The sequence below is a fragment of the Streptomyces sp. NPDC031100 genome (genome assembly GCF_055570785.1).
In genome coordinates this window covers 139,321-152,117 of sequence record NZ_JBVIGN010000011.1, presented here as the reverse complement: position 1 = coordinate 152,117, position 12,797 = coordinate 139,321, and the positions used below count along the sequence as shown (strand labels likewise).

General features: G+C 69.0%; 13 protein-coding genes. 3 read left to right on the top strand and 10 right to left on the bottom strand.

Annotation, left to right across the window (positions count from 1 at the left end; genetic code table 11):
* Positions 1-43 precede the first annotated feature (43 nt).
* The 8 genes from ACZ5DS_RS29015 to clpS all read right to left on the bottom strand — a co-directional run bounded on the left by ACZ5DS_RS29015 (position 44) and on the right by clpS (position 7,122).
* Entirely contained in the window at positions 44-2,101 is a 2,058-nt protein-coding gene (locus ACZ5DS_RS29015) for a putative Ig domain-containing protein (protein WP_468244129.1), read from the bottom strand.
* A 215-nt stretch (positions 2,102-2,316) separates the two neighbouring features.
* Positions 2,317-3,267 (bottom strand): PLP-dependent cysteine synthase family protein, encoded by a 951-nt coding sequence (locus tag ACZ5DS_RS29010; RefSeq protein ID WP_468244126.1) that lies wholly within the window; start codon positions 3,265-3,267, stop codon positions 2,317-2,319.
* Positions 3,268-3,274: 7 nt separating this feature from the next.
* A complete protein-coding gene (locus ACZ5DS_RS29005) occupies positions 3,275-3,553 on the bottom strand; it encodes a MoaD/ThiS family protein (protein WP_468244123.1) in 279 nt (92 codons plus the stop codon).
* A 123-nt stretch (positions 3,554-3,676) separates the two neighbouring features.
* Positions 3,677-3,772: a putative leader peptide gene (locus ACZ5DS_RS29000; protein WP_020940333.1), complete on the bottom strand. Its 96-nt coding sequence runs from the start codon at positions 3,770-3,772 to the stop codon at positions 3,677-3,679.
* Between the two features lie 86 nt (positions 3,773-3,858).
* Positions 3,859-4,281 (bottom strand): M67 family metallopeptidase, encoded by a 423-nt coding sequence (locus tag ACZ5DS_RS28995; protein ID WP_468244121.1) that lies wholly within the window; start codon positions 4,279-4,281, stop codon positions 3,859-3,861.
* Between the two features lie 144 nt (positions 4,282-4,425).
* Positions 4,426-5,844 (bottom strand): amino acid permease, encoded by a 1,419-nt coding sequence (locus ACZ5DS_RS28990; RefSeq protein WP_468244118.1) that lies wholly within the window; start codon positions 5,842-5,844, stop codon positions 4,426-4,428.
* Positions 5,845-6,186: 342 nt separating this feature from the next.
* Complete coding sequence (locus ACZ5DS_RS28985) at positions 6,187-6,792, bottom strand: DUF2017 domain-containing protein (RefSeq protein WP_468244115.1); 606 nt, start codon at positions 6,790-6,792, stop codon at positions 6,187-6,189.
* Between the two features lie 12 nt (positions 6,793-6,804).
* Positions 6,805-7,122, bottom strand: coding sequence for an ATP-dependent Clp protease adapter ClpS (gene clpS / locus ACZ5DS_RS28980; protein WP_468244112.1), 318 nt, complete (start codon positions 7,120-7,122; stop codon positions 6,805-6,807).
* A 57-nt stretch (positions 7,123-7,179) separates the two neighbouring features.
* Here clpS and ACZ5DS_RS28975 point away from each other — a divergent pair, with 57 nt between their 5' ends.
* Together ACZ5DS_RS28975 and ACZ5DS_RS28970 are read left to right on the top strand one after the other, a co-directional pair.
* Positions 7,180-8,526, top strand: coding sequence for a nicotinate phosphoribosyltransferase (locus tag ACZ5DS_RS28975; protein WP_468244109.1), 1,347 nt, complete (start codon positions 7,180-7,182; stop codon positions 8,524-8,526).
* Positions 8,527-8,624: 98 nt separating this feature from the next.
* Positions 8,625-9,218 carry a nicotinamidase gene (locus ACZ5DS_RS28970; RefSeq protein ID WP_468244106.1) on the top strand — a complete coding sequence of 198 codons (594 nt, stop codon included), beginning with the start codon at positions 8,625-8,627 and terminating at the stop codon, positions 9,216-9,218.
* Between the two features lie 45 nt (positions 9,219-9,263).
* On the opposite strand, the gene ACZ5DS_RS28965 is transcribed toward ACZ5DS_RS28970, so the two are convergent.
* Both ACZ5DS_RS28965 and ACZ5DS_RS28960 read right to left on the bottom strand, forming a co-directional pair.
* Complete coding sequence (locus tag ACZ5DS_RS28965; protein ID WP_468244103.1) at positions 9,264-9,596, bottom strand: hypothetical protein; 333 nt, start codon at positions 9,594-9,596, stop codon at positions 9,264-9,266.
* Between the two features lie 121 nt (positions 9,597-9,717).
* Positions 9,718-12,072, bottom strand: coding sequence for an immune inhibitor A domain-containing protein (locus ACZ5DS_RS28960; RefSeq protein ID WP_468244100.1), 2,355 nt, complete (start codon positions 12,070-12,072; stop codon positions 9,718-9,720).
* Positions 12,073-12,428: 356 nt separating this feature from the next.
* On the opposite strand from ACZ5DS_RS28960, the gene ACZ5DS_RS28955 reads away from it, so the two are divergent.
* On the top strand, positions 12,429-12,662 hold the full coding sequence (locus ACZ5DS_RS28955; RefSeq protein WP_468244097.1) for a hypothetical protein: 234 nt from the start codon (positions 12,429-12,431) through the stop codon (positions 12,660-12,662).
* Positions 12,663-12,797: the final 135 nt, after the last annotated feature.

Below are 12,797 nucleotides of genomic sequence, written 5' to 3'. Positions count from 1 at the left end.
CGGAAGACTTCCTTCCGTGTGCGGGACCCGATTGCCGTACGGCTCAGCCGGTCGTCAGGGCGGTGTCGTCCACGACGAAGCTGGTCTGGAGGGAGGAGTCCTCCACTCCGCTGAACTTCAGGGTGACCGTCTGACCCGCGAAGGAGGACAGGTCGAAGGTCTTCTGCGCGTACCCGGAGGCGGCGTTGACGTTCGAGTACGTCGCCAGGGTGGTCGAACCAGCGGTGACCGTCAGCTTGTCGTACGCGGTGCTGCCGGTCTCGGCGGTGTCGATGTGCAGGTAGAAGGTGAAGCTCGCCTTGCAGCCGGACGGGATGGTCACCGACTGGGACAGCGTGTCGGTGTGCGAGGAGCCGTACCCGTCGAGCCAGGCCTTGTAGGAGCCGCCGTGCGCGGCCTCACCGGTGTCGTTGGTGATGACGCCGCTGGTGGCGGTCCAGGTGGTGCTGCCGGACTCGAAGCCGGGGTTGCCGAGCAGCTGGGCCGAGCTGCAGGTGCCTCCGGAGGAGCCGACCGTCCAGGTGAAGGAGGTCGAGCCGGTGGCGCCGGTGGTGTCGGTCGCGGTGACCGTGACCTGGTAGGTGCCCGCGGTGGACGCCGTACCGGAGATCAGGCCGGAGGAGCTGTTGATGGACAGGCCGGTCGGCAGGCCGGAGGCGCTGTAGGTCAGGGTCGCGCCCGCGCTGTCGGTGGCGTGGATCTGCAGACTGGCCGAGCCGCCGGTGGTGGTGGACTGGCTGCCGGGGTTGGTGACGGTCACCGTGTTGCCGGTGCTGGTGCCGGCCGTGAAGGCGGCGGTGCCGTTCGGGGTGCCCCAGCCGGTCGGGCCGTCGTAGCCGGTGCCCGCGGTGCAGAAGTACGAGGTGGAGCAGGAGCCGTTGGAGCCGCTGGTCACGTCGTACAGGTTGCTCGTGTGCTGGTACGGGTACTTCGCCGGGTAGTCGGTCGAGCCCGGGGTGCCCGCGAGGGCGTAGACGCCGGCGACGATCGGGGCGGAGGCGCTGGTGCCGCCGTAGACCGCCCAGCCGGAGCCGCCGTAGGTGTCGTAGACCGCCACGCCGGTGGCCGGGTCGGCGACCGCGGAGACGTCGGCCTCCATGCGCTTGGAGCAGCCGGTGTCGGTCTGCCAGCTCGGCTTCGGGTCGTAGGCGGAGCAGCCGGAGCCGGTGCCCTCGGTGGAGCTGGTGTGCCACACCGACTCGCTCCAGCCGCGGGAGTTGGAGGCGGTGGTGAGCGCGGTGCCGCCGACGGCAGTCACGTACTGGGAGGTCGCCGGGTACTCGGCGCCGTAGGCGGAGTCACCGGAGGAGACGGTGATGGCGACGCCCGGGTGCTTGAAGTACTGGGTGTCCTCGCTGGTCTGGGAGGAGGACTCGGAGCCGCCCCAGCTGTTGGAGACGACCTTGGCACCGAGCGAGACGGCCTCGTTCTCGGCTATGCCGAGGTCGGTGTCGTTCGCCGAGTTGGCCTCGACCAGGATGATGCTGCAGTTCGGGCAGACCGCGCTGACCATGTCGAGGTCGAGCGCCTCTTCACCGGCCCAGCCGGTGTCGTTGGTCGGCAGCGAGGTGGTGGAGCCGGTCTGGCTGACCTGCTTGAAGCAGCCGTTGGCCTTGGTGCAGGCCGACAGCCCGTAGGTGGACCGGTAAGTGCCCAGGTCCGCCTCGGCGTTGGGGTCGTTGTAGGCGTCGACGATGGCGACGGTCATGCCGGAGCCGCCGGTCGAGGGCAGGTTGTAGGCGCTGTGCAGGTTGGCCGGGGAGAGGCCGGAGGGCGCGGCGGCGGCGAGCGCCGAGGCGAGCCGCTGCCTGATGTCGGTGCGGCGCTGGGCGAAGCAGGACGCGTGGCCCGGCTCGGCGGTGGCACACAGGCGGGTCGTGGGGACCTTCTGGCCGGGCTTGCCGGTGGGGTGGAAGGTCTGGCGCTCCGGGGCGGTCAGGGCCTTGGCGTTCTGGGTGGCCCGAGGGGTGTGGGCGGGGGTCTGTGCCCCGGCCGTCGGCGCCGCGACGAGTCCGGCGACGGTGAGGGCGAGGGCGGGAACGGCGGCGGCCAGGAGTCTTCGCAGGCTCCGGCGGCGCCTGCTCGTGCGTGACTCACGCATTGCGGTACTGCCTCCATCGGTGGGGTTTCAGGCAGGCCCGTGACGCGCGTAGCGGCGGCGGAACCGCGCAGCCATGAGCATGACACTCTGGGGAGTGCGCGAGGAACGTAGCCCCCGGCCCGAGGGCTCCGGCAGTGCCGAAGGGAGATCTTTGCCGCTCCATGGGCAGCGTTTAGCCCCCTCATGAGAGGGGGCTGGTGGCTGCTTGATGAGCCCTATGCCCAGAGCTGGCCCTGGAGCGTCTCGATGGCCTCCTCGGTGGTGGCCGCCGTGTAGACGCCGGTGGAGAGGTACTTCCAGCCGCCGTCGGCGACGATGAAGACGATGTCGGCGCTCTCGCCGGCCTTCACCGCCTTCCGTCCGACGCCGATCGCCGCGTGCAGGGCGGCGCCGGTGGAGACGCCCGCGAAGATGCCCTCCTGCTGCAGGAGTTCACGGGTGCGGGTGACCGCGTCGGCGGAGCCGACCGAGAAGCGGGTGGTGAGCACGGAGGCGTCGTACAGCTCCGGTACGAAGCCCTCGTCGAGGTTGCGCAGGCCGTAGACCAGGTCGTCGTAGCGCGGTTCGGCGGCGACGATCTTCACGTCCGGCTTGTGCTCGCGCAGGTAGCGGCCGACGCCCATGAGGGTGCCGGTGGTGCCGAGGCCCGCCACGAAGTGGGTGATCGAGGGGAGGTCCGCCAGGATCTCCGGGCCCGTCGTGGCGTAGTGGGCACCGGCGTTGTCCGGGTTGCCGTACTGGTAGAGCATCACCCAGTCGGGGTGCTCGGCGGCCAGCTCCTTGGCCACGCGTACGGCCGTGTTGGAGCCGCCCGCGGCCGGGGAGGAGATGATCTCGGCACCCCACATGCCGAGCAGGTCCCGGCGCTCCTTGGAGGTGTTCTCCGGCATCACGCACACCATGCGGTAGCCCTTGAGCTTGGCGGCCATCGCCAGGGAGATGCCGGTGTTGCCGGAGGTCGGCTCCAGGATCGTGCAGCCCGGGGTGAGCCGGCCGTCCTTCTCCGCCTGCTCGATCATGTGCAGGGCCGGGCGGTCCTTGACCGAGCCGGTCGGGTTGCGGTCCTCCAGCTTGGCCCAGATGCGCACGTCCGGGGACGGCGACAACCGCGGCAGGCGCACCAAGGGGGTGTTGCCCACCGCGGCGAGCGGCGAGTCGTAGCGCATGCCGGTCTCAGGCCATGCCGCCGGCCACCGCCGGCAGGATCGTCACGGTGTCGCCGTCGGACAGCTTGGTGCTGATGCCGTCGACGAAGCGGACGTCCTCGTCGTTCAGGTACACGTTGACGAAGCGGCGCAGCTGGCCGTTGTCCACAATGCGGGCCTGGATGCCCGCGTGCCGGCTCTCGAGGTCGGCGAACAGCTCGGCGAGGGTCTCACCGCTGCCCTCCACCGCCTTCTGACCGTCGGTGTACTGGCGGAGGATGGTGGGGATGCGGACCTCGATGGCCATGGTGGCGGGCTCCTGTCGGAAAAGGGCGGTTCGTCGGTTCGGTCTGGGCGCGCGATGGGGGTCCCCCCAGCCTTGCGCACCGGGGGAGCGCCGCGGCTCACGGCCGTACGGCGGCGGGGAACGTCAACAGATGGCGCTGTTCAGCCTGCACAGGTCGACGTGCAGCCGCGCCACGAGCAGGATGCCCGGCGTCTTCTCGCTCACGTCGTTCAGAACCATGGGCTCATCGTATCGATTCCCGGTCCGGGTCCAGCCATGTGATCTCGCATGCTGGATGAATTCTGTCCGAACTGCGGTCAGGCAGCTCAGTACGCCTCCACGACCTTGACCTCCTCCTCGGTGACCTCGCCGTCGAGGATCCGGAAGGAGCGGAACTGGAAGTCGCCGAGGCCGTCGGTGTCGGCGGTGGAGACCAGGACGTAGTGGGCGCCGGGCTCGTTGGCATAGCCGATGTCGGTCCGGGACGGGTAGGCCTCGGTGGCCGTGTGGGAGTGGTAGATGATCACCGGCTCCTCGTCGCGGTCGTCCATCTCGCGGTAGAGCTTGAGAAGGTCACCGGAGTCGAACTCGTAGAACGTGGGCGACATGGCCGCGTTCAGCATCGGGATGAAGCGCTCGGGGCGGTCCGAACCCGCCGGGCCCGCGACGACGCCGCACGCCTCGTCGGGGTGGTCCTTGCGCGCGTGGGCGACGATCTGGTCGACGAGGGCCTGGGTGATGGTCAGCATGTTCGTCAGGATAAGCAGAGGGGCCGTCCCGTACCGAGGTGTGGTACGGGACGGCCCACATGATGGACGTCCTGAGCGGCGGCCGGCGGGTGGTGCCACGAGCACTCCCGGCGGCCGGACGTCCCGGGATGGTCTACCCGGTGGTCAGCCCACCCGCTCCAGCTCCGGCTCGCGGCGGTCGGCGATCTGCGGCGTACGGGTCTTCAGGACCAGCCAGCCGATGCCGAGCGCGACCGACCAGCCGGCCATCACGTACAGGCAGACGCGGGAGTCGGCGTCGTACGCGATCAGGCCGGTGACGAAGAGCAGGAACGCGATGGCGATGTACGAGCACACCGCGCCGCCCGGCGCCGGGAAGGACGAGGCGGGCAGCCGGCCCGCGACGACCGCGCGACGGTAGAGGACGTGGCTGACGAGGATCATCAGCCAGGTCCAGATGCCGGCGGCGGTGGCGACGGAGGTGACGTAGCCGAACGCCTTCTCCGGGACGATGTAGTTCAGGATCACGCCGATGCCCATGAAGGTGACGGACACGGTGATGCCGAGCGCCGGGGTCTTGCTGGACGACAGCTTGGAGAAGACCCGCGGGGCCTCGCCGTTGTCCGCGAGGGTGCGCAGCATGCGGCCCGTGGAGTACATGCCCGAGTTGCACGACGACAGGGCCGCGGTGAGCACCACGAAGTTGACGATGCCGGCGCCGGCCGGGATGCCGATCACGGCGAACGCCTTCACGAAGGGGCTGACGCCCGCCGCGAACTCGGTCCACTTGACCACGCACAGGATGACCGTGAGGGCACCGACGTAGAACAGGGCGATACGCCAGGGCAGGGTGTTGATCGCCTTCGGGAGGGTCTTCTCCGGGTCCTCGGACTCGCCCGCGGTGACGCCGACCAGCTCGACGGCGAGGTAGGCGAACATCACGCCCTGCAGGGTCATCAGCGAGGAGCCGACGCCCTTGGGGAAGAAGCCGTCGAACTGCCACAGGTTGGACACGGACGCGGTGTCACCGGCGGCGCTGAAGCCGAAGGTGAGCACGCCGAGGCCGATCACGATCATGCCGACCAGGGCGGTGACCTTGACCATCGAGAACCAGAACTCGATCTCGCCGAAGACCTTCACCGAGATCAGGTTGGCCACGAACAGGACCACCAGGAAGACCAGCGCCGTCACCCACTGCGGGATCGCCGGGAACCAGTAGTGGACGTAGATCGCGGCGGCCGTCAGCTCGGCCATGTTGGTCACGACCCACATCAGCCAGTACGTCCAGCCGGTGAAGTAACCGAAGAACGGGCCGAGGAACTCGCGCGAGTACTCCGCGAACGATCCGGAGACCGGGCGGTAGAGCAGCAGCTCGCCGAGTGCCCGCATGATGAAGAAGATGATCACGCCGGCGAGGGCGTACATCATGATGAGGCTGGGACCGGCCTTGGCGATGTTCGCCCCGGCTCCGAGGAACAGGCCGACGCCGATCGCGCCGCCGATGGCGATCATCTGGACCTGACGGCTGCCGAGCCCGCGCTCGTAGCCCTCCTCAGGGACTTCGGTGACCTTCTCAGAGGTCATGTTGTGGTGCGCCTTTCTCCATGCCGACCCGGGCCTTTCGTCGGCCTCGGATCGGGTTTCGATCCCCCCGGAATGATGGAGCTGAGCGGAGTTCGCGAGTCCGCTCGTGCCTGGCCGACGGTCGCCGGCTCGGTGGCGCACCCGGCCGGACATGGGTGGTGTCCGCCGGGCGGTCGTGAAGATTTATCACGGCCGCAATATTGATCACAGGAGCGCATTGTGGCGCATCACACAGGAAGAAGCGGACAAAGAGCGCCCTAAGGCGCCAAAACAGGCCGCAACGGTGACGTGATCGTTATCCGGATTTGAGCATCCTCTGAGCGGACACGCAAAAGCGACGAGTTACGGCATAAGGGTGGTCACGAGGGTCTCCTGGAGGCCGCCCAGCCACAGGTACGCCATCACCATCGGCTTGCGCGGGTCCTCGTCCGGCAGCCGGTAGAGCAGATCGGTGTCGTCCTCGTCGGTGATCTCCAGCCGGGCGCCGATCGCGAGCCGCAGGTCGTTGAGGGCGCCGAGCCAGTACCGCGACTGCTCCGGAGAGAGCTTGAGGACCGCGCCGCCCTCCCGCACCGGGGACAGCTCGTCCAGGGTGCGGATCACCGCGAGGGCGTTCTCCCGCTTGCCGGCCCTGAGGTCGTTCTCGGTGTAGCGGCGGAACTCGGCGGAGTGCACCAGCCGCTCCTCGGCCTCGGCCGGGGAGTCGGGTGCCATCTCCGGGTCGTTGTAGGCGTCCGGGAAGAGCCTGCGCAGGACCGGGTCCGTGGGCGGCTCGCTCGGACCCTCGGCGAACAGCTCGGCCAGCGGGTCCTCCGGGGCGTCCGCACCGGGGCCGGGGCCGATGAGCTCCAGGAGCTGGACGGCCAGCGACCGGATGATGGCGATCTCGACATCGTCGAGCGCGACGGCGGCGCCGCCGCCGGGGATCGGTTCGAAGGTTCCGGGCATGGAGGAGATTCGCTACTTCCGGTCCTGCTGGAGGGTGGCCCACAGACCGTAGCCGTGCATCGCCTGCACGTCGCGCTCCATCTCCTCGCGAGAACCGCTGGAGACGACCGCCCGGCCCTTGTGGTGGACGTCGAGCATGAGCTTGGTGGCCTTGTCCTTCGGATAGCCGAAGTACGACTGGAAGACGTACGTCACATAGCTCATGAGGTTGACGGGGTCGTTGTGGACGATCGTGACCCAGGGGACGTCGGGCTCGGGTACGGCGAAGACCTCCTCCGCCGACTCGGTGCGTTCGATCTCTACGGGCGCGGGTGACGTCACAACGCCCATGCTGCCACGCGGCACAGAAATCGTCACACTGACGAAATAGGAGTACGATCCATGGTCATGAACACAGCGGACCTTGGGCTGCCGGTGGACGTTCCCTCGACGGCGCTCTTCACGGACCAGTACGAGCTGACGATGCTGCAGGCCGCACTGAAGGCCGGTACGGCCGAGCGGCGCAGCGTGTTCGAGGTCTTCACCCGGCGCCTGCCGGACGGGCGCCGCTACGGCGTGGTGGCGGGCACCGGACGCGTCCTGGACGCGGTCGAGAACTTCCGCTTCGACGAGGGTGTCCTCGGCTTCCTGCGGGAGCGGAAGATCGTGGACGAGCCGACACTCACCTGGCTCGCCGGCTACCGGTTCGGCGGGGACATCTGGGGCTACCCCGAGGGCGAGGTCCACTTCCCCGGCTCGCCGATCATGCGGGTCGAGGGCACCTTCGCCGAATGCGTGCTCCTGGAGACGGTGATCCTCTCCATCCTCAACCACGACTCGGCGATCGCGGCCGCCGCCTCCCGGATGGCCTCCGCCGCGGGCGAGAGGCCGCTGATCGAGATGGGCGCCCGCCGCACCCACGAGCTGGCCGCCGTGGCCGCCGCGCGGGCCGCGTACGTCGGCGGCTTCGCGACCACCTCCGACCTCGCGGCGGGCTTCCGGTACGGCATCCCGACCGTCGGCACCTCCGCGCACGCCTTCACCCTGCTGCACGACCGGGAGCGGGACGCCTTCCAGGCCCAGGTCGACTCCCTGGGCCGGCGCACGACCCTGCTGGTGGACACCTATGACGTCGCCGAGGCCGTCCGTACGGCGGTGGAGGTGGCCGGACCCGAGCTGGGCGCGGTCCGCATCGACTCCGGTGACCTGCTGCTCGTGGCACACCGGGTGCGGCAGCAGCTGAACGAGCTGGGCGCCACGGACACGAAGATCATCGTGACCTCCGACCTGGACGAGTACGCCATCGCCTCGCTGGCCGCGGCGCCCGTGGACGCGTACGGGGTCGGCACCCAGCTGGTGACCGGCTCCGGGCATCCGACCTGCTCGATGGTCTACAAGCTGGTCGCCCGGGCCGAGTCCGCCGACCCGGCGGCACCGCTGGTGCCGGTCGCGAAGAAGGCCAGCGGGGGCAAGACCTCCATCGGCGGACGCAAGTGGGCGGCCCGCCGGCTGGACGAGGAGGGGGTGGCGGAGGCCGAGGTCGTCGGGACCGGGCCGGTGCCGTCCGAGCTGGCCGACCGGCAGCTGCTGGTGCAGTTGGTCAAGGGCGGCGAGGTCGTCGCGCGCGAGCCGCTCGACGTGCCCCGCGAGCGGCACATAGCCGCGCGGGCCAATCTGCCGCTGTCCGCTACACAGCTCTCGCGGGGGGAACCCGTCATTCCGACGGAGTACCTCCAGGGCCGCTCGGGTAGCTAGAGCGGGACCCTCGTCCGTCCCCTCGCAACGCCCCCTCCCGAACGGGCAGCAAAGTCTCTAGGCTCAGTTACTTAAACCTCAGTCGAAGGACACCCACCATGCGCCGCGCCTTGATCGTCGTAGATGTGCAGAACGACTTCTGCGAGGGAGGCAGCCTCGCGGTGTCCGGGGGTGCCGACGTGGCCGCCGCGATCACCGAGCTGATCGGACAGGCGGCGGGTACGGGATACCGACATGTGGTCGCCACCCGCGACCACCACATCGCTCCCGGCGGCCACTTCGCGGACAACCCCGACTTCGTCCGCTCCTGGCCCGCGCACTGCGTCGCGGGCACCGAGGGCGTGGGCTTCCACCCGAACTTCGCGCCCGCCGTCGCCTCCGGGGCGGTGGACGCGGTGTTCGACAAGGGCGCGTACGCGGCCGCGTACAGCGGCTTCGAGGGCACGGACGAGAACGGGGTCCCGCTGGCCGAGTGGCTGCGCTCGCGTCACATCGACGAGGTCGACGTGGTCGGCATAGCCACGGACCACTGCGTACGCGCCACCGCGCTGGACGCGGCGCGGGAGGGCTTCCGTACCCAGGTGCTGCTGGACCTGACCGCAGGGGTCGCTCCGGAGACGACCGAGCGGGCCCTGGAGGAGCTGCGCGAGGCGGGCGTGGAGCTGACCGGCAAGCCGGTGGTCAGCGGCTAGACAGCCCGGCGACAGCGCCCCGCCCGTCCAGGGGTCCCTGCCGCGTCAGCTTTGCTGCACCACCGCCGACCTGCGAAGCAGCGCTCGTATGGGGTGCCACAGCTCCGGCGCGGTGACACCGTTGTCGGGCGCCGTACGCCATATCAGGCCGTCGGGGTGGTGCAGCACCGCCGTGATCTCGTCCGGGGTCGGCGGGGCCGCGTTGCCCCGCAGGTAGACCGCGCGCAGGCCGAGGTTGCGCAGCCGCGTCAGGGCCCGGGCGCGGTTCTGGGCGTGGACCAGTACACGTACCCCGGCGGCGGTGTCGGCGGGGCTGGGCAGATTCAGCGCCACCACCACCGTGCCGTTCGGCAGCTTGCAGAAGCCTCCTGCGGCCATGCGGTCACATCCCCGTTTCGGTCGGTGTCAATAAGCGAGCCACAGGACGCACCTAAACACGATCGGCGGCGACCCGCCAGGGGGTCACCGCCGATACGCTTCTGACCTGCGAAAATGCTGGCTACTTCACCGCAGGGCCGACCTTGAGCAGGATCGTGGAGCCGTCCTTGGCCTCCTTGACGATCTTGATCTTGGTGTTGGTGTCAGTGATCTTGACACCCGCGGTCGGGGTCGCCGGGTCGTAGTAGGTGTTCGTGTGGTCGTTGAAGACCGGAACACCCGCCGACGACTTGATCTCGGTCGCCACGTCCGCGTTGTGCAGCGTGAGGCCGTCCGTGCGGTAGAGGCTGAACGGCGAGTCGTAGGACTGGATGCGGGTGCGCATCAGCGTGCCGTCGGACCACTTCATCGCCGCCGGGTGCGAGTCGACCGGCAGGACCAGGCCGACGCCCGGGTGGACGCTGGTGTTGTTGTCCGCCTGGGAGGTGTCCCACTTCCAGATCAACAGGCCGTTCTGGTACGGGTAGTGCTCCACCCAGCCCGGGCGGGTCGTCGAGAAGCCGAAGTTGTACGGGCCGACCTTGAGGGTCTTGTCGTACGAGACGTATTGGCGGTTCTCGGCGATGTAGTACTGCTTGTAGTCCTTGGTGAAGGACGAGCCGATGCGGGAGAAGCCGTTCGCGGTCCAAGCGGCGTCCGCGGACTCGGCGTTGTCGGAGAACACGGTCGCGCCGTCGGCGGTCAGCGTGATCTCGTCTGCCGCGAAGCCCTTCTGGGCCACGCCGCCGTCGGTCGCGTAGCGGAAGCGGACGTCGATCTTCTTGCCCGCGTAGGCGTCCAGGGAGTACGACAGCTTCTTGTAGCCGTCGACCGTGCCGGTCAGCGCCGGGGCGTTGCTGGCGTCGCGCGGGATGGCCTGGCCGTCCACCGTGCCGTCGATCGCGGTCCAGTTGACGCCGCCGTCGGTCGACACCTCGGTGTAGAGGAAGTCGTAGTTGGCCTCGATGTCGTACCAGCCGTCCAGGCTCAGCGCGGCCGAGGACTTGCCGGTGAGGTCGATCGAACGGGTCAGCGTGTTCTTGAGGTTGTCACCGCTGCCGCTCCACCACTGGGCCGAGCCCTGCGCCGGGGTCACGACGGTGGTGGTGACCGCCTTGTCCGGCAGGGAGACCACGAGGGCCTGCTTGTCCCAGGTGTTGTACTCGGCGACGCCCAGCTTGTGGGTGGACTGCTGGCCGGCCTTGGCCGTGTCGAAGTTCAGCCAGCCGAGCTGCAGCTTGTCCCAGGCGCTGAAGTCGCCCGGCAGGTCGCCGATGGAGTCCTTGCCCCGGCCCAGCCAGGAACCGGAGGACATCAGCGTCCAGAAGCCGGTGGAGTTGTCGCCCTTGCCGGTGGTGTCGTAGTGGTCCGGCAGACCGAGGTCGTGGCCGTACTCGTGGGCAAAGACGCCGAGTCCGCCGTTCTCCGGCTGGATGGTGTAGTCGCCGACCCAGATGCCGGTGTCACCGATCTGCGCGCCACCCAGCTTGTTGCCCGTGGGGCCGGTGGCGCCGGCGTCGGTGCCGAAGGCGTACCAGCGGTGGGCCCAGATCGCGTCCTTGCCCTGGGCGCCGCCGCCCGCGGACTCGTCCTCACCGGCGTGCACGATCTGGAAGTGGTCGATGTAGCCGTCGGGCTCGTTGAAGTTGCCGTCACCGTCGAAGTCGTAGCGGTCCCACTGGTCGAACTTCGCCACGTCCGTCTTGATCTGGGCGTCGGTACGGCCGGCCGCCTTCTGCTGGGCGACCCAGGAGTTCAGGCCGTCGCTGACGACGTTCCACACGCTCGGGCAGTTGGTGGAACCGCAGGCGTTGTTGCCGTAACGTGCCTCGTTGTACGGGACCTTGACCCAGTCGGCGACCTTGCCCGCCACCGAGTAGCGGCCCGAGGACTCCTTCTCGTAGAACTTCTTCATCGACTCGACGTTCTTGCCGGTGCCGAAGTAGAGGTCCTGGAAGTGCTTCTGGTTGTAGTCCTTCTGCCAGGCCGTGCTGTTGTCCTTGGTACGGTCCGGCGCGGCTATCCGGTTGTGCAGCGGGCCGGCGGTGCCGCCGAACTTCGGGTCGGTCTTGTCGCCGAACTCCACCAGGATCGTGAAGATCTTGTCGGTCTTCTCGCGGCCGAGCTCGACGTACTTGCTGTCGCCCTTCCGGCTCTTGAGCTGCACGACCTTCGAGCCGTTGCGCTCCTGAGCCTTGGCCTTGCCCGATATGAGCTGGTTCAGAGCCTCCTCGCGCTGGGCATCCTGCGTCTTGCTCAGCGGGCCGTCGAGGTCGTGGTCCTGCTGCTTCACCGGAGCCGGGTCGTGCCGGTTCGCGGCTGCGGACCGGGCCGGGGTGCTCGCCTCCGCGACGGCGAAGGTCGAAAACGTGGCGGAGGCCGCGGCGAGCGCCACACCGATGGCGGCGGCTCTGAACGTCCAGGGTCTGCTGGTCACTTGAGTTCCTCCCCCGCGCAGCGCCACACGGACAGGGGGTCCTGGTCATGGAAGGGTCCGTGCGCGCATGATCAGCGCGTGTAGTCAAGTGACGACATTTGACTAGAGGTTTAGAAGAAAAGACAGACCTTGACTTGAACAAGACAAGTGCACTATGCGGAGTCGACGTTCGTTTTACGAACAACTGAACGCTCCGGTCAACGGGCGCATGCGCCCGGCACGTTCCCGGACCCCATGACTCCGTGCGCCCCCTGTGCACCGGTACCGTGGGTTAGGTCACGCTTACCGCGCGTCCGGCTCGGGCATGCAGGCGAAGAGAGTCGAATGGCGCCCCATCTTCCGAGGACACGATTGCCATGCCTCGTCCGACCGCCGCACAGCTCGCCTACGGTTCGTGCACCGTGATCTTCTCGACGCTCGCCATGCTGCTGCTGTCCCAGACGAGTTCAGGCCTCGCGGTCACCGTCATCGCCCTGGCCGCGCTCGCGCTGGGACTGCTCGTCGCGATGACGGTGCCCCTGCCCAAGCCGCGCACCGTCGCGCCGGCGGAGACCGCACCGGAGAGCGAGCGGGTCCCCACCGCACTGTGAACGAGTGAACGACGCGCACGGGAGCGGGGGGGGGGGGGGGGGGGGGGGGGGGGGGGGGGGGGGGGGGGGGGGGGGGGGGGGAGGGGGGGGGGGGGGGGGGGGGAGGGGGGGGGGGGGGGTGTGGGTGGGGGGTGG

Coding starts and splice junctions, on each gene's coding strand:
- ACZ5DS_RS28985 (WP_468244115.1), bottom strand. CDS start 6,792: ATGCCCGGAACCTTCGAACCGATCCCCGGCGGCGGCGCCGCCGTCGCG.
- ACZ5DS_RS28975 (WP_468244109.1), top strand. CDS start 7,180: ATGAACACAGCGGACCTTGGGCTGCCGGTGGACGTTCCCTCGACGGCG.
- ACZ5DS_RS29005 (WP_468244123.1), bottom strand. CDS start 3,553: ATGGCCATCGAGGTCCGCATCCCCACCATCCTCCGCCAGTACACCGAC.
- ACZ5DS_RS28995 (WP_468244121.1), bottom strand. CDS start 4,281: ATGCTGACCATCACCCAGGCCCTCGTCGACCAGATCGTCGCCCACGCG.
- ACZ5DS_RS28965 (WP_468244103.1), bottom strand. CDS start 9,596: ATGGCCGCAGGAGGCTTCTGCAAGCTGCCGAACGGCACGGTGGTGGTG.
- ACZ5DS_RS29010 (WP_468244126.1), bottom strand. CDS start 3,267: ATGCGCTACGACTCGCCGCTCGCCGCGGTGGGCAACACCCCCTTGGTG.
- ACZ5DS_RS28970 (WP_468244106.1), top strand. CDS start 8,625: ATGCGCCGCGCCTTGATCGTCGTAGATGTGCAGAACGACTTCTGCGAG.
- clpS (WP_468244112.1), bottom strand. CDS start 7,122: ATGGGCGTTGTGACGTCACCCGCGCCCGTAGAGATCGAACGCACCGAG.
- ACZ5DS_RS28990 (WP_468244118.1), bottom strand. CDS start 5,844: ATGACCTCTGAGAAGGTCACCGAAGTCCCTGAGGAGGGCTACGAGCGC.
- ACZ5DS_RS28955 (WP_468244097.1), top strand. CDS start 12,429: ATGCCTCGTCCGACCGCCGCACAGCTCGCCTACGGTTCGTGCACCGTG.
- ACZ5DS_RS29015 (WP_468244129.1), bottom strand. CDS start 2,101: ATGCGTGAGTCACGCACGAGCAGGCGCCGCCGGAGCCTGCGAAGACTC.
- ACZ5DS_RS29000 (WP_020940333.1), bottom strand. CDS start 3,772: ATGGTTCTGAACGACGTGAGCGAGAAGACGCCGGGCATCCTGCTCGTG.